Origin of the sequence: uncultured Brachyspira sp. (genome assembly GCF_910588665.1) — a bacterium.
In the GTDB taxonomy this organism is placed as follows: domain Bacteria; phylum Spirochaetota; class Brachyspiria; order Brachyspirales; family Brachyspiraceae; genus Brachyspira.
Genome location: NZ_CAJUPR010000003.1, coordinates 181,470 through 201,936, shown reverse-complemented (window position 1 = coordinate 201,936; position 20,467 = coordinate 181,470). Strand labels below are relative to the sequence as shown.

General features: G+C 29.5%; 20 protein-coding genes. 15 read left to right on the top strand and 5 right to left on the bottom strand.

Features of this window, described 5'->3' with window-relative positions; genetic code table 11:
- The first annotated feature begins 54 nt into the window (after positions 1 to 54).
- From QZ306_RS03470 to QZ306_RS03430, 9 genes are all read left to right on the top strand, one after another.
- Positions 55 to 1,986, top strand: coding sequence for a chemotaxis protein (locus tag QZ306_RS03470; protein WP_295161104.1), 1,932 nt, complete (start codon positions 55 to 57; stop codon positions 1,984 to 1,986).
- A 22-nt stretch (positions 1,987 to 2,008) separates the two neighbouring features.
- Positions 2,009 to 2,272: an anti-anti-sigma factor gene (locus QZ306_RS03465; protein ID WP_295161102.1), complete on the top strand. Its 264-nt coding sequence runs from the start codon at positions 2,009 to 2,011 to the stop codon at positions 2,270 to 2,272.
- Positions 2,273 to 2,291: 19 nt separating this feature from the next.
- Entirely contained in the window at positions 2,292 to 2,660 is a 369-nt protein-coding gene (locus QZ306_RS03460; protein ID WP_008725288.1) for a response regulator, read from the top strand.
- A gap of 57 nt (positions 2,661 to 2,717) precedes the next feature.
- The gene (locus QZ306_RS03455) at positions 2,718 to 4,823 is read left to right on the top strand and encodes a chemotaxis protein CheA (RefSeq protein WP_295161091.1); all 2,106 of its coding nucleotides are present in this window, start codon (positions 2,718 to 2,720) and stop codon (positions 4,821 to 4,823) included.
- A gap of 11 nt (positions 4,824 to 4,834) precedes the next feature.
- Positions 4,835 to 5,365 (top strand): chemotaxis protein CheW, encoded by a 531-nt coding sequence (locus QZ306_RS03450; RefSeq protein WP_295161089.1) that lies wholly within the window; start codon positions 4,835 to 4,837, stop codon positions 5,363 to 5,365.
- 18 nt (positions 5,366 to 5,383) lie between these two features.
- On the top strand, positions 5,384 to 6,235 hold the full coding sequence (locus QZ306_RS03445) for a CheR family methyltransferase (RefSeq protein ID WP_295161087.1): 852 nt from the start codon (positions 5,384 to 5,386) through the stop codon (positions 6,233 to 6,235).
- A 17-nt stretch (positions 6,236 to 6,252) separates the two neighbouring features.
- A complete protein-coding gene (locus QZ306_RS03440) occupies positions 6,253 to 6,846 on the top strand; it encodes a chemotaxis protein CheD (protein WP_295161085.1) in 594 nt (197 codons plus the stop codon).
- Between the two features lie 24 nt (positions 6,847 to 6,870).
- A complete protein-coding gene (locus QZ306_RS03435) occupies positions 6,871 to 8,004 on the top strand; it encodes a chemotaxis response regulator protein-glutamate methylesterase (RefSeq protein WP_295161082.1) in 1,134 nt (377 codons plus the stop codon).
- Between the two features lie 287 nt (positions 8,005 to 8,291).
- On the top strand, positions 8,292 to 10,379 hold the full coding sequence (locus tag QZ306_RS03430; RefSeq protein WP_295161079.1) for a glutamine synthetase III: 2,088 nt from the start codon (positions 8,292 to 8,294) through the stop codon (positions 10,377 to 10,379).
- Positions 10,380 to 10,398: 19 nt separating this feature from the next.
- Here QZ306_RS03430 and QZ306_RS03425 read toward each other — a convergent pair whose 3' ends face one another.
- Positions 10,399 to 11,526 (bottom strand): hypothetical protein, encoded by a 1,128-nt coding sequence (locus QZ306_RS03425; protein WP_295161076.1) that lies wholly within the window; start codon positions 11,524 to 11,526, stop codon positions 10,399 to 10,401.
- Between the two features lie 13 nt (positions 11,527 to 11,539).
- Positions 11,540 to 12,550 carry a DUF1385 domain-containing protein gene (locus QZ306_RS03420; RefSeq protein WP_295161074.1) on the bottom strand — a complete coding sequence of 337 codons (1,011 nt, stop codon included), beginning with the start codon at positions 12,548 to 12,550 and terminating at the stop codon, positions 11,540 to 11,542.
- A gap of 110 nt (positions 12,551 to 12,660) precedes the next feature.
- Between QZ306_RS03420 and QZ306_RS03415 the strand changes: the two genes are divergently transcribed.
- A complete protein-coding gene (locus tag QZ306_RS03415) occupies positions 12,661 to 13,077 on the top strand; it encodes a hypothetical protein (RefSeq protein WP_295161071.1) in 417 nt (138 codons plus the stop codon).
- 17 nt (positions 13,078 to 13,094) lie between these two features.
- Here QZ306_RS03415 and QZ306_RS03410 read toward each other — a convergent pair whose 3' ends face one another.
- Positions 13,095 to 14,096: an NAD(P)H-dependent glycerol-3-phosphate dehydrogenase gene (locus tag QZ306_RS03410; protein ID WP_295161068.1), complete on the bottom strand. Its 1,002-nt coding sequence runs from the start codon at positions 14,094 to 14,096 to the stop codon at positions 13,095 to 13,097.
- A 210-nt stretch (positions 14,097 to 14,306) separates the two neighbouring features.
- On the opposite strand from QZ306_RS03410, the gene tsaD reads away from it, so the two are divergent.
- Entirely contained in the window at positions 14,307 to 15,332 is a 1,026-nt protein-coding gene (gene tsaD / locus QZ306_RS03405; protein ID WP_295161066.1) for a tRNA (adenosine(37)-N6)-threonylcarbamoyltransferase complex transferase subunit TsaD, read from the top strand.
- A gap of 50 nt (positions 15,333 to 15,382) precedes the next feature.
- Here the strand turns inward: tsaD and QZ306_RS03400 are convergent, their stop codons facing one another.
- Positions 15,383 to 16,012: a hypothetical protein gene (locus QZ306_RS03400; protein WP_295161063.1), complete on the bottom strand. Its 630-nt coding sequence runs from the start codon at positions 16,010 to 16,012 to the stop codon at positions 15,383 to 15,385.
- Between the two features lie 172 nt (positions 16,013 to 16,184).
- On the opposite strand from QZ306_RS03400, the gene QZ306_RS03395 reads away from it, so the two are divergent.
- The 4 genes from QZ306_RS03395 (at position 16,185) to lexA (ending at position 19,905) form a co-directional block, all read left to right on the top strand.
- Positions 16,185 to 16,844 (top strand): hypothetical protein, encoded by a 660-nt coding sequence (locus QZ306_RS03395; protein ID WP_363322657.1) that lies wholly within the window; start codon positions 16,185 to 16,187, stop codon positions 16,842 to 16,844.
- Positions 16,845 to 16,869: 25 nt separating this feature from the next.
- A complete protein-coding gene (truB, locus tag QZ306_RS03390) occupies positions 16,870 to 17,751 on the top strand; it encodes a tRNA pseudouridine(55) synthase TruB (protein ID WP_295161057.1) in 882 nt (293 codons plus the stop codon).
- 245 nt (positions 17,752 to 17,996) lie between these two features.
- Positions 17,997 to 19,112 (top strand): aminopeptidase P family protein, encoded by a 1,116-nt coding sequence (locus QZ306_RS03385; RefSeq protein WP_295161055.1) that lies wholly within the window; start codon positions 17,997 to 17,999, stop codon positions 19,110 to 19,112.
- Between the two features lie 166 nt (positions 19,113 to 19,278).
- A complete protein-coding gene (gene lexA, locus QZ306_RS03380) occupies positions 19,279 to 19,905 on the top strand; it encodes a transcriptional repressor LexA (RefSeq protein WP_295161052.1) in 627 nt (208 codons plus the stop codon).
- Positions 19,906 to 19,952: 47 nt separating this feature from the next.
- Here the strand turns inward: lexA and QZ306_RS03375 are convergent, their stop codons facing one another.
- Positions 19,953 to 20,450, bottom strand: a complete 498-nt coding sequence (locus tag QZ306_RS03375) for a YajQ family cyclic di-GMP-binding protein (protein WP_295161049.1) — start codon at positions 20,448 to 20,450, stop codon at positions 19,953 to 19,955.
- Between the last annotated feature and the right edge of the window lie 17 nt (positions 20,451 to 20,467).

Here is a 20,467-nt window from a genome sequence, read left to right as displayed (position 1 = left end):
GTTATATTTAAAATGTAATTTATAAAATTTATGAGTTCTAGGAAGTCATACAAAGTGGCGGCAGCTAATATTATAGACAACGGCATTAGGCAGGATATTCTTGATTATTCTGCAATACTGGAAACAACCATAAAAGATATATCCTCTTTTTTAGAAGAAGTTGGAAGAGTATATAGTTTTATAGGCGAAAAATTTCCTATTATAGAACAGGAAATGAAAAACGAAAACGAAAAAGCCAATAGTCTTTTATCATACTTTACCAATAAGGAAAATGGAGAAAAAAATTTCTCAAATGATCTTGAGGAGAATCAGGAAGATTTTTTCAGATCATTTGACAGAATGCAGAGTTTTATATCTCAGGATAATGAATTGTCGGATTCTTTAGTTGAAGATGTAGGCAGAACAAGCAATATAATGGACTCTATAGAACAAATAAGAATGCTGGCTGACCAAATTAAAGTTTATTCTCTTAATGCTATTATAATATCTTCAAAATACGGAGCAGGCGGAAAAGCTTTCGGCGAGATATCAAAAAATATAATAAAAATGTCTGAAACATCAAATGAACAGGCAGATCAAATGAATAGAATCGGAAAGGAACTCTTTATAAGATTTGAATCATTTAAAACCGAAATACTTAAAACTAATGAACTTCAAAGACAGAATTTTACTATTATGAAAGAACAGCTTGATAAAGAGCATAATAATATGGTTAATTCTTTTTCAGTATTTTCTAATATAATATCAGATATAATATCAAGGGTTGATAATACTTATGATTTTATATTTGAAGTAATGATGATTCTTCCCCGCGAAGATATTGTAAGACAGCAGACAGAGCATATTATAGAGTCTATAAATTCTATAGTTTATGAAAATAGGAATTTCATTGATTATTACGGAAAACAAGCTGAGATTATGGATGCAGATGATTTAGAAAAAGAAGAAAACCGTACTTTAGAGCATAAGCTTTTGGATTTGCTTACCTTTGATGATATTGTTCTTACGCTGATTATAGAAAACTTCAAATCTATATATGAAGAAATAAGTTCCCTTAATTCCGACATATATAAAAGCCTAAAGGGATTAAAAGATTCTTTGAATGATATCACTTCAGACAGAACTGTAATAGTTGAATATATGATAGGAGGAGAAACTGGAAAATCTGAATTTCCTTTTACAGTATGCGAGTCATTATTCAATGAGTATATGGGATTTATAAAGCTTTATTTGGAAAACTTTAAATTGTTTTTAACAAATAAATACAGAATATCTGACAGCAATATAGCTATAATAGATTCAATAGAAGAGCTTGAAAGTATGTTCTTAGAAACTAAAAATATTGCAAAGACATTTAATTCAATTAATTTTCTGGCTAAAATAGAATTGGAAAAAAACAGCAATATATTTAATAATTCACAGACTTTTTCTATAGAAAGCGTTGAATCTATAGCCACAAATATAACGGATACTGTGGATACCTGCTTAGAACAGTTTCATAATATTAAATCTGCTATATTCAGTTCCATTAATAAATTTAAATCTAATATAAATCAGCAGTCAAGTGAGCATAGTTTTATAGAATCTATGACGGATAGCGTAAGCAGGCGTTTAGATGAGTCTAAATATATTATTAATAATAATATTAAAAGATTGGACAGTTATGCTGATGAATTATTCAATCTTATAGATAAAACTTTAATGGATTTAAGTTCATTAACTACTTTGCTTACCAAGATTAATGAGATAATAGAGATTTTTAATAGTATGAGAAATGTTATAAGAGATAAGAAAAATGAATATTATCATTTGCTTGGCATAGATAATTGGAAAATAGAAAGTGATAAATATTTAGATATAGTTAACTCTTATACAATAAAAAAAGAAAGAGCTATTGCCAATAGTATTTTATCTGGAGAAGATGCGCCGAATGTCGATATAGATATAGATGTAGGAGCTGACAGCGGCGATTTTACTATGTTTTAATAAAAAATGGAGGTATGTATTTATGTCGGTTATAGAAATAAATGATAATCTTAATATAAGGACTATGAGTAAATATTTTAAGAATGTCATAAAAGGTGCTGATTATAATGACGATATAACTGTGAAGTTTAATTGCGACGGAGATGCCCATGTGGATTTGGCAGGTCTTCAAATATTATATTCTATGAAAAAAGAACTTGCTAAAAATCAAAAAAAACTTATAGTAGAGGGTATGGATAAGTTATTTCTAGACTATTTACAAATAATTAATGATAAAAATAATTAATGAATAAGAGGTTACATGTATGGCTAAAACAATACTAATTGTAGATGATTCAAATACAGCTAGAGCGTCTGTTGAATATACCTTAAAAAAAGGAAGCTATACCGTAGTGTCCGCAGATGACGGCACTACAGGTTTAGAGGTTCTAGGAAAAACTCCTAATGTTGATATGATAATAACCGATCTTAACATGCCTAAAATGGACGGTATAGAATTCATTAAGCATGTAAGAAAGGTAGATCAGCATAAATATACCCCTATTCTTATGCTTACAACAGAATCTCAGGATGAGAAAAAAATGGAGGGTAAAGCTGCAGGAGCCAGCGGATGGTTGGTAAAGCCGTTTAACCCAACTCAGCTTTTAGACGTGGTAAAGCGTTTTTTAAACTGATTTCTAACCATCTTATTATTTATATAATAAGTATTTTATTAAAGGCAGAGGTGCAATATGTTTGATAGTGATGAATTTATTTCGATATTTTTAAGTGAGGCTAATGAAATTGTAGAAGGTCTTGAAAACGATCTTGTTCTTTTAGAAGATAATAAGAGCGATGAAGATCTTTTGAATAAAATATTTAGGAGTGCTCATACTCTTAAATCTTCGGCAGGTACTGTAGGCTTTACAATAATGAGTGAATTAAACCATGTTGCCGAAAACTTATTAGAAAAGGTAAGAGGCGGAAAACTGGATGTAACTCCGCAAATGATAACTGTGCTGCTTGAGTTTTTAGATACCGTTAAGTTAATGCTGCAAAATATAGTTGATGGAAAAAGCGAAACAGAAGGAGTTGATAATATAGATTCGCTTAAAGCTAAAATAAAGGCTATAGCCGACGGCAATGAAATACCTGCTGCACAAGTTCAAAAAACTGCACCAGAAATTAAAAAAGAAGAACCTAAAAAGGATGAAGAAGAAAAACAAGAAGAAGCCGCCGCTTCAGTAGGTGAGAATTCTTTTCATATTGAGATGGGTTTTAAAGCTACAATTTTTGATAATGGTATAGACCCTCTTATGTTTTTAAATGATCTTAAAGCTATAGGTACTATAAGTAATTTAAAAATAGAATGTCATAGCCTGCCTACGATTTTAAATCTTGAAGATCCTTATGTATGCTACACTCAGTTTTCTCTGAATTTTGAAACAAATGCTCAGGAAGAACAGGTACAGAACATTTTCTTATTTGTAATAGATGATAATGATATTAATATCATAAATATGAAGTCGGATATAAAAGATGATGATGAACAAGTTAATAATCAGTCTGCAGAAAAAAAAGTTAAAGAAGAATTAAAACCTGAAGAAAAAACTTCTGCTACTGCTAATAAACCACCCGCCGCCGCTCCTAAGACCGCAGCAAAAGTACAGGCACCTTCCACTGTTAGAGTTGATACTAGAAAACTGGATAGCTTAATGAATTTAATCGGAGAGCTTGTTATAGCTCAATCCAGAATAATGCAGCTTACTCAAAGTTTAGATATAGATAACGGATTGAAAGAGGCGGTAAGCTCAATGGATAGAACTTCTAGGCAAATACAAGAAGAAGTTATGAATATTAGAATGATGCCTATAGGACCTATATTTACCCAGTTCCATAGATATGTAAGAGATTTAAATTTAGAATTAAATAAAGAAGTAAAATTAGTATTAAAAGGAGAAACAACAGAAATAGATAAAAATATGCTTGAGCAGTTATCGGATCCTCTTAAGCATATTATAAGAAACTCTATGGATCATGGCATAGAAAAAACTAAAGAAGAAAGAATCGCAAGAGGCAAGCCTGAATTCGGAACTATCATAATGTCTGCCGCTCATCAGGAAGGTCATGTTATTATAGAAGTATCCGATGACGGCAATGGATTAAATAAGGAAAGAATATTTAATAAGGCTGTTGAAAAGGGTCTTCTTTCTAAAGACGGTAAATATTCGGATATAGAAATATACAGAACAATATTTAGTCCTGGTCTTTCTACAGCCGAAAAGATAACGGATATATCAGGAAGAGGTGTTGGTATGGATGTTGTGAGAGCTAATGTAGAAAAAATGAAAGGCAAAATAGAAATTAAATCCACTGAGGGACAGGGAAGCACTTTCATTATTAAACTTCCTCTTACATTAGCAATTATCGAAGGTATTACTTTTGCTTTGGGTAAGCAAATATATATTATGCCTTTAATTTCTATTATAGAGCAGATAAAAGTAAAAAATGATCAAGTAAAGCCTTTTGAAGGAAAAGGAGAGATGATAAAAATCAGAGATGAATATCTTCCTTTGATTAGACTTCATAAAGTTTTTGAAATAGATACTCAAGTTGAAAATATAGAAGACGGCATAGTAGTTGTTGTAGAAGCGGGTTATAGAAAATGCGCTATATTTGTTGATGAACTTTTAGATCAGCAGCAGGTAGTTATTAAATCTTTAGATTCTGCTTTCAGCAAGCATGCAGGAATAGCGGGAGGTACTATACTAGGAGATGGAAAAATAGCTCTTATTATAGATATACAAGGACTTGTTAATATGTCTTTACAAGGTAAAATAAATAACGGCGTAAAATAAAGGATTGTAATATGTTAGATAATCAAAAAATAAATGCTGCCAGTATACCTCAGGTCGGAGGTGCTTCTTTAGATAATGAGGAGAATCTTTCAACAGAACCCAGTCAGCAATTTTTAGTATTTAAAATTGATAATGAAGAATATGCACTTGATGTTTTAAGTATTGATGGTATAGTAGGAGTTACTAATATTACCCCAGTACCTGGAAGTCCTAAATATATGAGAGGCTTAATGAATTTAAGAGGCAACATTCTCCATATTGTTGATATAAGAATAAGATTCGGATTAGCCAGAAGAGATGATCATTCTATTGAAGATGATGTTATTATTGTAATAGCAACTACAAATAGAAAATTCGGCATATTGGCAGATATGGTAAGCGATGTTATTACGGTTTATGAAAGTCAAATGACGGAAACACCTATTGATAATATGAGAGGACTTCAGATTTCTAATGTTATTAGACTAGAGAATAAAATTATTATGGTTCTTCCTATTGAAGAAATAATAAAATCTAATGATAGTTCCAGTCAAACAGTATAAAATATCATTGAGGTAATTATGGAAGAATTAAATGAGCATATGATGGCTCTAAGCGATTCTGAATTTGCAGAACTTGTAAAAATTATATATGATAAAACAAGAATACAGATGTCAAATCATAAAAGAGCATTAGTAACTTCTAGAATTAGTAAAAGACTTAGAGCTTTACATATGAATTCTTTTAGGGAGTATATAGATTTCGTAAAAACTGCTAGAGATGAAGAACTTACCAATTTTGTAAATGCAGTTACTACTAATAAAACCGATTTCTTTAGAGAGAATAAGCATTTTGAATATATGAAAACTGCTTTTTTGCCAGAATGGGAGAAAAATTATAAATCTGGAAAAGTTAAAAATCTTAGAATATGGTCGGCGGCTTGTTCCACAGGCGAAGAGCCCTACACTATTCAAATGACTTTGCATGAATATTTCGGAAGCAGATATGACAAATATGATATAAAAGTTTTGGCAAGCGATATAGATACTAATGTTCTATCTCAGGCACGTATAGGCATATATAAAAAAGAAACTGTTGATCCTATAGAAGATAATATACTTAGAAAGTATTTTCTTAGAGGAGCAGGAGATAAAGAGGGACTATACAGAGTAAAAGATATTTTGAAAAAAAATCTTTATTTTAGGCAGTTAAATTTTAAAGATGAAGATTTTGATATTCATACTCAATTTGACCTTATATTTTGCAGGAATGTTATTATTTATTTTGATAAGGAGTTCCAAAAGGAATTATTTAATAAATTTTATAGATATTTAAAAGAAGACAGTTTAGTATTTATAGGGCATTCGGAAACATTATTTGGAGTGTCTGATAAATTTAAATATGTTGCCAGCAATATTTATAAAAAGATTTAATTAGTGGAGTAATAACAATGATTGACTTTCCAGCGGCGGCTAACAGCAATTTTAAAAGAATTACTATATATATAGGTGGTTATTATGCATCGAAAGAACCCGCTGTAATAAAAACTGTTTTAGGAAGTTGTATATCGGTTTGTTTATTTGAAAATAATTTAAAATTCGGAGGTATGAATCATTTTATGCTACCTGAAATGAGGGAATGGGAAAACCCTGAAGATGATTATAATAATACCAGATACGGATCTTTTGCTATGGAAGTACTTATAAATGAAATAATCAAATTAGGCGGCAAAAAAGAAAATCTTACAGCTAAAATATTCGGAGGCGGACATGTATTATCAGGTATGACTAGTAATATTCTTAGGGTTCCTGATAAAAATATACAATTTGCTAAGAAATTTTTAGCTGATGAAAAAATACCTATTATAAGCGAAGATATCGGCGGTTCATGGCCTAGAAAAGTATTCTTTTTCAATACTGAAAACAGAGTTTTGATGAAAAAGCTTGAAGGTAAGACAAAAGAATTCTCTGCTGAACAAGAAATTAAATACTCTAAAAATATTCAGCATAAACTTGAAGAGAAATCAGACATCACATTATTTTAATATATTAATAATTAAGGATTTTTTATGGCTACAAAAATTAAAGTATTAGCTATTGATGATAGCGCATTAATTAGACAATTACTTACTAAAATTGTTAATTCGGATCCTGCTTTGGAAATGGTGGGAACAGCTACAAATCCAATTTTGGCTGAAAATAAGGTTAAAAATCTTAAACCTGATATTATTACTTTAGATATTGAAATGCCTGAAATGGACGGCATCACTTATCTTAAAAAATTAATGCTTAACAACCCTATTCCTGTAATAATGTTCAGTTCTCTATTAGATAAACATAGAGAGCTGGCTTTAGATGCCCTAAATATAGGAGCTTTTGATTATGTAATAAAACCTTCTGCTAATGTAAGAGACGGTGTTGAGGAATTGGCTACCGATTTAGTGGAAAAAATAAAAAATGCTTATGCTAACAGAGCTAAATTCTATAAAAAACATGGCGTTTCTATGCCTGCAGATTCTGCAGCTGCTCCTGAAAAAACACCTATTAGTTTGGAAGCCCCTAAAACAGCAGGATTTAAAGTTCATCAAAAAAATTCAGCAGATATTATTCTTCCTCTCACACCTTCAAGAGAAACCCCTATGGATAAAATTATACTTATAGGATCATCTACAGGCGGAACAGAGGCTTTAATAGAATGTCTTAAAAATGTTACGCCTTCAGCTCCTCCTATAGTAATAGCTCAGCATATGCCCGAACATTTTACAACTTCATTCGCTAAAAGACTAAATAGCATCTTAAAAATAGATGTATTTGAATCTGAAGACGGCATGAGTATCGGAAGAGGTCAGGCTGTGCTTGCAAGAGGCGCTAAACATACAATGATAAAAGTAAGAGGCGGTAAATATTTTATAGAGGTAAGAGACGGAGAACCTGTTACTAGACATAAGCCTTCTGTAGATGTTCTTTTCAGAAGTGGAGCCGTTTATGCAAAAAATAAAGCTATAGGTATAATACTTACTGGTATGGGCGATGACGGGGCAAACGGAATGAAAGAGATGAAAGATGCGGGCTCTTATAATATAGCTCAAAATGAAGAAACCTGTACCGTTTTCGGAATGCCTAGAGAGGCTATTGCAAGAGGGGCTGTTGATGAAGTTTTGCCTTTGGATAGGATTCTTGCAGCCGCTTTGAAAAAAGCATAAAAATATATATACTTATTTTAATATACAAAACGGGCAGACGGCAAATGCGTTTACCCGTTTTTATAAAATCTAAAAAGTCTTATTGCATAAATATTTTATTATTTTATATATTAAAGAAAGCTTTATTAATTTAATAAAATTATTCTGACAAATATTTTTAGTTTTTTAACTCTAAAATTAAAAAATAAGTTTAATATAAAATAGCTGATTTTTTAGCTTCCGACAATCAATATTGAATTAATTCAAACTTATTATATAATTTTTCTAGGAAAGTAGGAGCAATAGAAATGAAAAAAATACCTGAAATTTTCGGCAGTATGGTTTTTAATGATAATGTAATGAGAGATAAACTTCCAAAAGATATTTATAAAAAATTAATAAAAACTATAAAAAACGGAGAACGTTTAAATTTAGAGGTAGCTAATGTTGTGGCTCATGCTATGAAAGAATGGGCTATAGAAAAAGGAGCTACACATTTTACTCATTGGTTTCAGCCTATGACGGGAATAACAGCTGAGAAGCATACCAGCTTTATTACTCAGACAGATGACGGCTCTATACGTATGGAGTTTACAGGCAAGGAGTTAGTTCAGGGAGAACCTGATGCCTCCAGTTTTCCTTCAGGAGGATTAAGAGCAACTTTTGAGGCTAGAGGATATACTGCTTGGGATCCCACTTCCTATGCTTTTATAAAAGATGATACATTATGCATACCAAGTGCTTTTTGTTCTTACAGCGGAGAATCGCTTGATAAAAAAACTCCCTTGCTTAGATCTATGGAAGTAATAGAAAAAGAAGCTAAAAGAATATTAAAATTATTTGGACATAATAATATTAACAGAGTATTTACAACAGTCGGAGCCGAGCAGGAATATTTTTTGATAGACAGAGATTTGTATTTAAAAAGACCTGATTTGAGATATTGCAAAAGAACATTATTCGGAGCATGTCCTCCTAAAGGTCAGGAGCTTGAGGATCATTATTTTGGGGCCATTAAGCCTAGGGTTCTTGCATTTATGAAAGAGCTTGATAACGAACTTTGGAAGCTCGGCATAGTTGCTAAAACTGAGCATAATGAAGCTGCACCAGGTCAATATGAATTAGCTCCAGAGTTTACAATTACAAATATGGCTACGGATCAAAATCAGATTACTATGGAGCTTATGAAAGTAATAGCAGAAAAACATAATTTGGCATGCATACTTCATGAAAAGCCTTTTACAGGAGTTAATGGAAGCGGAAAGCATAATAATTGGTCTATAGCCACAGATACGGGCTTAAATCTTCTAGATCCGAGCGATAATCCTTCAAAAAATAAACAGTTCCTGCTGTTTTTGGTAGCTATTATAAAAGCCGTTGATGAATATCAGGACTTGCTTAGAATTACAACATCAAATGCAAGCAATGATCATAGGCTGGGAGCTGCAGAGGCGCCTCCTTCTATAATATCAATATTTCTTGGAGATGAGCTTACGGATATACTTGAGTCTATGGAGAACTCTAAAAAATATAAGAGTAAAGAAAAAGTTGAAATGGAAATGGGAGTTAATTCTTTAGCAAGACTTACAAAAGATTCAACCGATAGAAATAGAACTTCCCCTTTAGCATTTACAGGAAATAAATTTGAATTTAGAATGGTTGGATCTAGTCTTTCCGTATCAGGTCCTAATATAATAATGAATACTATAGTAGCTGAGGCATTATCTCAATTTGCCGATGCATTGGAAAAATCTGATGATTTGGAGAAAGATATTGACGGGCTTATCAGAGAAACTTTTAAAAAGCATAAAAGAATAATATACAATGGAAATAACTACTGCGAAGAATGGGTTAAAGAAGCTGATAAAAGAGGCTTATTTAATCTTAAAACTACTCCTGAAGCATTGCCTCATTTCATATCAGAAAAGAATATATATGTTCTTACAAAACATAAAGTCTTAACTGAGGCTGAAATACATTCAAGATATGAAATAAGTATGGAAGAATATATTAAAGAGATTAATATAGAAGCCCTTACATTAATAGATATGGTGCATAAGCAGATAATTCCGTATTCCATAGAATATTCCAGAGAACTTGCGGATACTGCAGATAAAAAAAGAAATTTAAAATTAAAATTTGATGTTGAAAAAAAATTAATTAATAAACTAAATGATTTAATTAAAGAACTCGATGATAAATTAACGCTGCTTGAAGGATATATTTCAGAATCTAAAAAAATTAAAGATATATATAAGTCTGCAAAGTTTTCAAGAGATAAAATATTCTTCTGTCTGGAAGATATGAGGGTTACAATAGATGAATTAGAAAGAACTGTGTCTAAGAAATATTGGAAGCTTCCCACTTACGGAGATATGCTCTATAGCTTATCATAAAGCATGCTTATTTTACAGTTTAAAATACGCTATGCACAAATTCTTTTACTGCATTTCCGTTAATATTAAATTGTTCTCCGTTTATAGTAAAATATCCGTCTAAAATTCCTTTTACTATTTCTGTGTCTATTTTACTGAAATTGCCGAAAGAATCGTACATATAATTACCTGAAACGGTAAACACAAAGCTAAATCCTTCTTCTTTAGAATAATGATCTATAATATCTTTATATTTATGAGATTCAAATTCTTTATATATATGCCATTTATTATTAAATAAAAATTTAATCATTTTAGAATTCTGAGATTTAGGTTTTGCTTCATAAATAAAAACGGGTATCGGTTCTGTAGTGTATGATGTATAGACTAATGCCGTTATAATATTATGATTATATCTGGAGGGATTTTTTCCTGCAGTATTTACAGCTAAAACCGAGCTTGTGTCCGTTACTGCATTTTCGCTTCCGGGCACTATTAAATACCCGTTCGGCAAACCGTAATAAAATGCCGTATATAATGCTCTGTTATGTTTCCAATTTACCATTGATGCCGTAAAATTAATAAGTTTAAATGAAAACTCAGTATTTATCAAATTATGTATTGAGGATTTAAGATTAATTTTAGTATTATAAAAATTTGGAATTTCTATGCTGAACTCCCCTACACTCTTTTTAAATTGAGCTCTTATAAAATTATCATAAAAATCTAAAAAATCTTTTTTATTTTCTTTTATAATAAATGACTGAGTATCTCCGTCAAGTATATTAAAAGCATAATAAGAAAAATATCTTTTTATGCCATACTTATAAAACTTCCAAAATATTATATTATTATCATGAAATAAATATAAATACAGATTCTCATACATATCATCATTTATCTGTATAGATTTAGGAATACTAGAAAAATCACCTGTATAATATATGCCGTTATTATTAACTATACAGTTTATATTATCTTCCAATACAGGAGTATCATTTTTCATATACGATTTGCTTGGAACAGATATATAATTAAAATAAATGAATACAGATATAAAGAATAAAATAGAAATAATTATCAAACCTATAATAATATATTTTTTTATATAGTCGGAAGAATATTCATAATAATCATCATTTGATACAAGACGCTTCTTTATACGCATAATTTTTCTGTTATTATTTATTAATTTCTAAATTTTTATTAATATCAGTCTGTACTTCCTCTTCCGTTCTATTTTCTACAGATGTATCCAATAATTTATCTAATGCAAATAATGCTACTTCTATTTCATCATCTTTTGGTCTTCTAGTTGTAATTTTCTGAAGCAAAAGTCCGGGCAGTATTGCAAGCCTCATAAGAGGAAAATTATAAAATCTAAATCCTAATTTGAGTATTTCATAAGATATTCCTGATACAATAGGAAGAAGCATTATATTAATGGCAAGAACTGTAAGATTTCCTATAATTTTAGGAGGAGTATAGGAGGCATATATATATGTATATACAAAGTAGCTTGTAAACATGTAAAGCAAAATAGATACTGTTAATACTAAAAACATAAATGTAGTTCCGCATCTTGGATGTATTGTAGTATAGTCTCTTATATTTCCAGTATTCGGGTCAAGTCCATGTTCATAGGCATTAACAACCATATGCTCTGCTCCATGATATTCAAATACTCTTTTTATATCTTTAAAAAATGATATAACAAGCAGGTATAATACAAATATGGATAATTTTATAGCTCCTCTTGCCAAATTAAATATAACAAAATGCTCTCTTTCATTTATTCCTATAAGAGTAGTGATAAAATAAGGCAAAGCTATAAAAAGCCCTACAGCAAAAGCCAAAGATATAAGCATGCTCAAAGTCATAGCTATACTATCATTCTTCTTAATATTTGTATTATTATTTTCTTCTTCAATGCCAGCAGTATTTGCAGAAAATACTAAAGTTTTATATCCTAATTTCATCATATCAACGAAATTAACTACGCCTCTTATGAAAGGCATTTTAGATAATTTATTTTTATTTTCACAAATAGCATATTTTATAAAATCTATTTGCTTATCGGGCTTTCTTACGGCAACCACATAATGACTTCTATTTCTAAGCATTATTCCTTCTATTACCGCCTGACCTCCTACTCCTTCTTTAATTCTATTTTCATCTAATTTTTTATTCATACATATCCTTAATTTTATTATTAGAGTTTATATATAATATATTAAATATACTATTCTTTCAAGTATAAAAAAAACTTGAATTTGTAAAAAAAAATTATATATTATATAATATGAAAATCGGCGGCGCTTTTACAGTAATTTTTATTATAATATTAACTTTTTCTTCATGCAGAAATATATCCGCTCATAAAACAGCATCGCAAAAATCTGAAATTAAAAAAAATATCTCTTCCACTAAAGTAATTACATTAAAAGACAGAGCAGGATATTATAAAAGCACGAGCCCATATTTTACATTTAATATAGATTTAAAACAAAACGGATACGCTTATGTAATATTAAAAGGCTGGATGGTATATAAAGGAACGGTGAAAATAGGAGATCCTAATTCTGAAGATAAAAAATTCAGACTGGATATAGACAATATAACTTATGTAATATTAGAGTTTAAAGATTTAAATAATGCCAAAGCTTCTGTTGTATTAAAAGGCGTAGTTCAGCAGGTTCTTAATATGAATAAAACTTAATTTCCTAAAAATTATAATTAAAAAAAGCCCTCGCTTTTAGCGTCTTTACTCATAAGTTCTGTCAATGTATTTTGTATATCGGCATTATTGAATAGTATATTATATATTGCCTCTGTTATAGGCATATAAATATTATTTTTTTCAGCATACTCATAAGCGGCAGTAGCTGCATATACTCCTTCAGCAACCTGACCATGATTTTCAGATATTACCTGCTCATATTTTTTCCCTTCAGCTAAAGCCCGTCCAAGTCTGTTATTTCTGCTTAGATTGCTTGAACATGTAACTATTAAATCGCCTATTCCAGAAAGTCCGTACATAGTATCTATTCTGGCACCTTTACTTAAGGCAAATCTCACTATCTCATGAAGTCCTCTTGTTATAAGAGCAGCTTTTGTATTATCTCCAAGTTTAAGTCCGTCTACTATGCCTCCTGCAATGGCTATAATATTTTTCAAAGCCCCTCCTATTTCAACACCTTTTTGATCTGTTGAATTATATATTCTGAATTTAGGCGGTATAGTTAAAGTATCTCTTACATATTCGGAAATGCCTTTTTCTCCTCCTACAACAATGGCGGTTGGAACTCCTTTAGCCGTTTCTTCAGCATGAGAAGGTCCCGATAATGTCAATATAGATAAATCTCCGGATATTATGCTTCTTGCAACTTCACTCATAGTTTTGCCTGTTTTTCTATCAAGACCTTTTGTTGCAGACACTAGTATTTGCTCATTGCTTATATAAGGCTCTATATTTGTACAGGCTTCAGCAAATGCAAAAGAGGGAGTGGCTATTATGATTATTTCATTATCATTTACGGCTTCTCCTATATCCGTAGTAAAATTTATTGATTTATTTAATTCTATATTTTTTAAATAATTATCATTTCTATGAACCGAGCTTAATAATATATAACTCTCCTCGCTGTGAACCCATACATTAATATTATGTTTCTCTGAAAAAATATTAGCAAGCGCCAATCCCCAGCCGCCTGCACCTATAATACCTATATTTGACATATAATTAAAATCCGATTTATTTTATAATAATAGTATACATAATAAATAATTATTATCAACATATAATCGTAAAAATATTATGTAAATTTATTATCAGTTTCATCACTGTTTATATAAATAACAAAAATTATAAAATATTAAAAGCTATTTACAAATATTATAATAAAATATATATTATAGAAATATTTTATTATAAGTTTGGAGAACATTATGAAGATACTGGGTATAGATACTTCCTGTGATGATACATCAGCCGCCGTAGTTGAAAATGGAAATAATGTGCTATCTTCTGTATTAAGTTCATCAATAGATGCGCATAAAGATTTTCAGGGTGTGGTTCCTGAAATTGCCGCAAGAAAACATTTAGAGGCTATGCTTTATGTGATAGATAAGGCATTAAAAGATGCAGAATTATCTTTAAATGATATAGATTTATTTGCCGTTACAAACAGACCAGGGCTTTTGGGTTCTCTTTTAGTAGGTGTAAGCAGTGCAAAGGCATTAGCTTTTTCTTTAGATAAGCCTTTATTGGCATTGGATCATATAGCAGCTCATATTTATTCTCCACATCTTACAAATAATATAGAGTTTCCCTATATAGCATTAGTGGTATCGGGCGGTCATACTATAATAACTGAAGTATGCAGTTACGGAGAATATAAAGTAATAGGCACTACATTGGACGATGCCGTAGGAGAGGCATACGATAAAGTCGCTAAATTTCTTAATCTAGGCTATCCAGGAGGTCCTATAATAGATAAAATGGCAAAGGAAGGAAATAAAGATGCAATAAAATATCCTATTGTGCTTTTAAGCGGAAAAGACGAATTTAATTTTTCATACAGCGGACTTAAAACTGCATGTGTTTATTCAACAAAGAAATATCTTAAAGAAGGCTATGAGGCTACAAATGAAAATATAGCGGCGGCTTTTCAGATAAGCGCCATAGAGCCTTTATATATTAAAACATTGAAATATATTGAAAAAAGCGGTATTAAAAGAGTTACATTATCAGGAGGTGTTGCATGCAACAGCTATCTGAGAGAAAGATTTGGAAATTCTAAAGATTTTGAATGCTTTCTTCCAGATATTAAATATACAACCGATAATGCGGCAATGACTGCAGGTCTTGCTTACTATATGAAGGATAAACAGGAATATGCAGATTATAGCTTAGATTGTTTTTCCAGAATTTTAAATAAAAAATATAATAAAAATAAAAGTATTAAGCGGTAAAAATATAATATTTAACTGCATTAATTTATTGTATTTTATAAAAATAATTTTTAATCCAAAACAGCCTCAACAACGACATTATATTCATTGGAATTATAGCTCTCTTCTAATATATAGGCATTATTTGTCATATTTACAGCCCTATTTATTTCTATATCGTTGCTTCTCAGTATTTTAAATAATGATTCATAAGCTCTTTTTAAAGCATTCCTGGTGAGCAGCTGTTTTGTATAAGGATTTAATTTTGTACTATCAGGTATTTCTATAGATGCATTGGCTCTGAAAGTTTTATCGTCTATACTGCCCTCTTTTTTTAATGTATTTAATATGTATAATGTTCTACTATATAAGCTCTCATCTTTTACATATATTTCAACATAAAAATTATCATCTTTTTTATATTCTTTTATACTGACATTATTTTTATTATTGAAATCTATTAGATCTGAGTCTTTTAAAGATACGGCAATTATATTAAAATCACTTCTGTTAATAATATATGAAGTTTCTTCGGCTATATTGTAATATATATTATCAATTGCCTTTAGCCTGCTTGCATCAAAACTTATATCCGTATACTGTTTTGAATACATCATGCCATGTTTTATATTATTTTTTGAACATGAAACTAAGCAAAATAATAAAAAAATAATGATAAAATAAAGCTTGTTTTTTTCCATAATTTATAATAAATTATCCTTTTAATAATTATCATTTACTTTAACTTTATTAAATTAATAATGTAAAATAAGATTCGGAGATTTTATATTGAATACAAAAAAATATTTTTTATTTTTTATAGTTATTATTACAGCATCATGCCAAAAAAAAGAAGATAATTTTCTTGAAGATATGGCATCATTAGATAAATCATATATGCATATGCTTCTTATAATAAAAGATGTTAATAATAAAAACAGAGAAGAAGCAATAGAAAGATTTATTATAACATGGAATGAGTTTAAAAAAAAATATTATAATGCCAATAAAGAGGATACTCAATGGAAAACCGATTTCGATTCTTTGCAGGATATATTAATACGCTCACATTATTATATATCAATCGGAGAAGATGAAGGAGCAGGATATTCAATACTGCATGATATTAAATATGTATTATCTGATTTAAGAAAAAGAAATAATATAAATTGGTTTTTTGATAATTTAAACTCAATATATAAAATATCATATAAAATGGTAGAACTTTCAAAAATATATTCAGGTTCTAATACTGTGCTTACATCAAAAGAAGAAGAAAAATTAATGTATGTATATTATCTTCTTAATAATGCAGTAAAAACAACTATATCAGAATTTGATAAATGTAATCTGCATTTGCTGAATTTATCTCAGCAGCAATTAGGCACATTAAAACATAATATAGAAGCAATAGATAATTTAGTAAAATCTATAGGAAATGATTTATTTTCTAAAAAATACAGCAGTTTATCCAATATATCAGAAAATATTCTCAGCATATATTTTAATTCGCTTCAGATAATACTTGTATAATAAAATAATAAGGAATAGTTTTAAAATGAAAGGTTTTTGTATTATAAGTAAAACAGCAGGTATAACTTCTTTTGATGTTGTAAAAAAAGCAAAAAAAATATTAAGAGAAAAAGAAAATATAACAAAAAATAAAATAGGTCATGCAGGTACATTAGATCCGTTTGCTGAAGGCATATTAATACTGGCATTCGGAAGATACACAAAATTATTTTTTTTATTTGATGACTTAGATAAAATATATACCGCATCTGGAATATTCGGTGAAAGCAGAGATACAGACGATATAGAAGGCAGAACTATAAACATATCTGAGAACAATAATAAATTAAGTTTTGAAGATCTAGAAAATATTATAAAGACAAATTTTTACGGAAAAATAAAACAAAAACCTCCGATATACAGTGCAAAAAAAATAAACGGTAAAAGAGCTTATGATTTGGCAAGGGCTAATAAAAGCTTTGAATTGAAAGAAACTGATGTATATATAAATAATATTGAATTATTAGAATATGATTATCCTTATTTCAAAATAAAAGTATCTGTAAGCAAGGGCACATATATAAGATCAATAATAAGAGATATAGGAGAAATTACAGGAAATCTTGCTTATACTGAAAAATTAATAAGAGTATCTATAGGCAGTTATAATATTAATGATGCATGCAGTATTGAAGATATAAATTCATATAAAATATTATCATTTTTTGATATGTTTAAAAACTTTGATAAAATAAATATATCAAATCCTAATGATATAAATCAGATATTATGCGGAAATACAAAAATAATAGAAAAAATTCATATTAAAAATAAATACTTAGTATTGGCAGATAATAAAAATAATTTGCTGGCTGTTATAGAAAAGAGTATAGAAAAAAATAATAAATATAAATTCATAAATATTTGATTCTGTAATGCTAATTTCATAATAAAAAAGCATATATAATATAAAATGTATATTTGATTTTTTCTATATTTTTTATATTATATAGAATATAATACTAAGTTTTTTAAATATTATATTTACTGAAATAAAAGATAAAGCATAATTTTTAATGGGTATAATATAAGCATTAGATTTTGAGCCAATTTTATTTTTATGCATATTTAAAATAAAAAAGAAATAATTAAAATATGTTACGGAGTTAAAAAATGTGTAAATTAACATTAACTGAAAGCGGAGAAAATAAAAAATTTAATTATGATGCGAGACTTGAAAAATTATTGAAATTAACAAATGAAAATCTGCTTATTATTAAAAATGAAAATATATTTTATCTTACTGGTTTTAAAGGCACTGCTGGCTGGCTTCTTATAAGCAGCGGAAAAAAATATTTATTTGTAGATTCAAGATATGCAGAATATGCTTCTAAAGTTACTCATAAAACTACTGTTATACTTGTGGCAGGGGCATATTCCGATGCTGCTGCAGAGTTCTGCAGAGAAAACTCAATTAATGAAATAAGCGTGGCTAAAGACGGACTTTATTTAAGCGAGTATGAGACTATAGTTTCTGCAATGGTTAATAATTCTATAAAAATAAGTATAAGTAAAATTAATGTTGATATTATAAGAACCGTAAAAGAAAAAGAAGAAATAAAAATAATAAAAGATAATTTAAATAGAGCAGAAAAAGCTATGATAAAAACGCTTGCATTTGTAAAAGAAGGATCAAGCGAATGCGATATTGCCGCCGAATTAGAGTATCAAATGCGAAAGGAAGGCGGAGATAAAACAGCATTTGATACAATTTTACTTTTCGGAGACAGAACATCTCTGCCTCATGGTATTCCTTCTGACAGAAAATTAAAGCTGGGAGATAATATACTTATGGATTTCGGATTATCAAAAGACGGATATAAAAGCGATATAACCAGAACATTCTTTTTCGGTAAGGGAAAAAATTTTGAAGAGATGAGTAAAATATACAACATAGTTAAAGATGCTCATAATAAAGGCATAAGAGCAATACATTCAGGAATATCAGGAAAGGAAGCAGATAATTCCGCAAGAGAAATTATTAAAAATAACGGATACGGGCAATATTTCGGACATAGTTTGGGACATAGCGTAGGGCTTGAAATACATGAATCTCCCAGACTTTCGCCTCTTGCCAACCATATACTTGAGGGAGGCTGTATAGTTACAGTTGAGCCAGGAATATATGTTCCTAACTTAGGCGGTGTCAGAATAGAAAATATGGTAATAGTAACTAAAAACGGAGGAGTTTCTATGAATGATACTCCTGTAGATTTGATAATATTGTAAATATATAAATAATAGCAGCAAATTTTTTAATAGGCAGATTTTTTTATATTAATAAAGATTGACATAATACTTTTTATATAGTATACTAAAATAGTACGAATAGTACGAATAGTACGAATAGTACGAATAGTACGAATAGTACGAATAGTACGAATTAGGCATAAATATGACTGAATTAACAGATAAACAAAGAGATATTTTTAATTTTCTGCAGAAATTCACCAATGAAAACGGATATCCTCCAACCGTTAAAGAAATTATGGTTCATTTTCAATTTGCCTCTCCGACTGCAGTAACAACGCATTTAACCGCTTTAGAAAAGAAAGGATATGTAAAAAAAACAGGAAAAAGAGCCAGAGGAAGCGTGCCTATAGATGCATCAAGCAGCGGAAATCATTATATGATAAAAATACCATTGCTTGCAAATGAAGTTAAAGCAGGTCTTTTAATGGATGCTGCAGATGAAGCTGTTGAGGAAACTTACTCTCTGCCTAAATCTATAGTGCAAAATGAAAATAATTTTCTTATGAAAGTAACAGGTGATTCTATGATAAATGCCCATATAAAAGAAGGAGATATGATATTAGTACAGCCGTCCAGCCAAGCTGATAACGGAGATATTATAGTGGCAAAAATATACGATAACGGAAACGAAGAAATAACTGTAAAAAGATTTTTCAGAGAAAAAGATTGTATAAAATTAGTATCTGAAAATATAGAATATCCGCCTATAATTAAAGACAGCGTATCAATAGTTGGAAAAGTCATAGGACTTATAAGATTAAAAATCTAATTTTATAAAATTAAGAAGGAGCTGTAAAAAGCTCCCTCTTTTAAATATTATCTGTAATTTGTAAACTGCAGCGGTATGGGATAATCTTTTGACTTAATCATAGTAATGACAGACTGTAAATCATCTTTTTTAGCTCCTGATACCCTCACCTGTTCATCTTGTATGCTTGCCTGAACTTTTAATTTCATATCTTTAATATCTTTTACTATTTGTTTAGCTAAATCTTTATCTATGCCATGAACTATTTCATTAATCTCTCTTACAGCATCACCTGCGGCTTTTTCTTTTTTCTTCTCTCTAATACATTTTTGATTTAATCCTCTTTTGATAAACTTTTGAAATAATATATCTTTTACCTGATTAAGAACAAAATCGGCAGGCGCTAATATAATAATTGTTTTTTCACCCTTATTTAATTCAATTTGTATATTCTGACCCTTAAAGTCAAATCTGTTATCTATTTCCTTAACAGCAACATTAACGCAGTCATCAATAACCTGCATATCAACCTCAGAAACTATATCAAAACTCGGATCTTTTGCCATAATAATACTCCTTATAT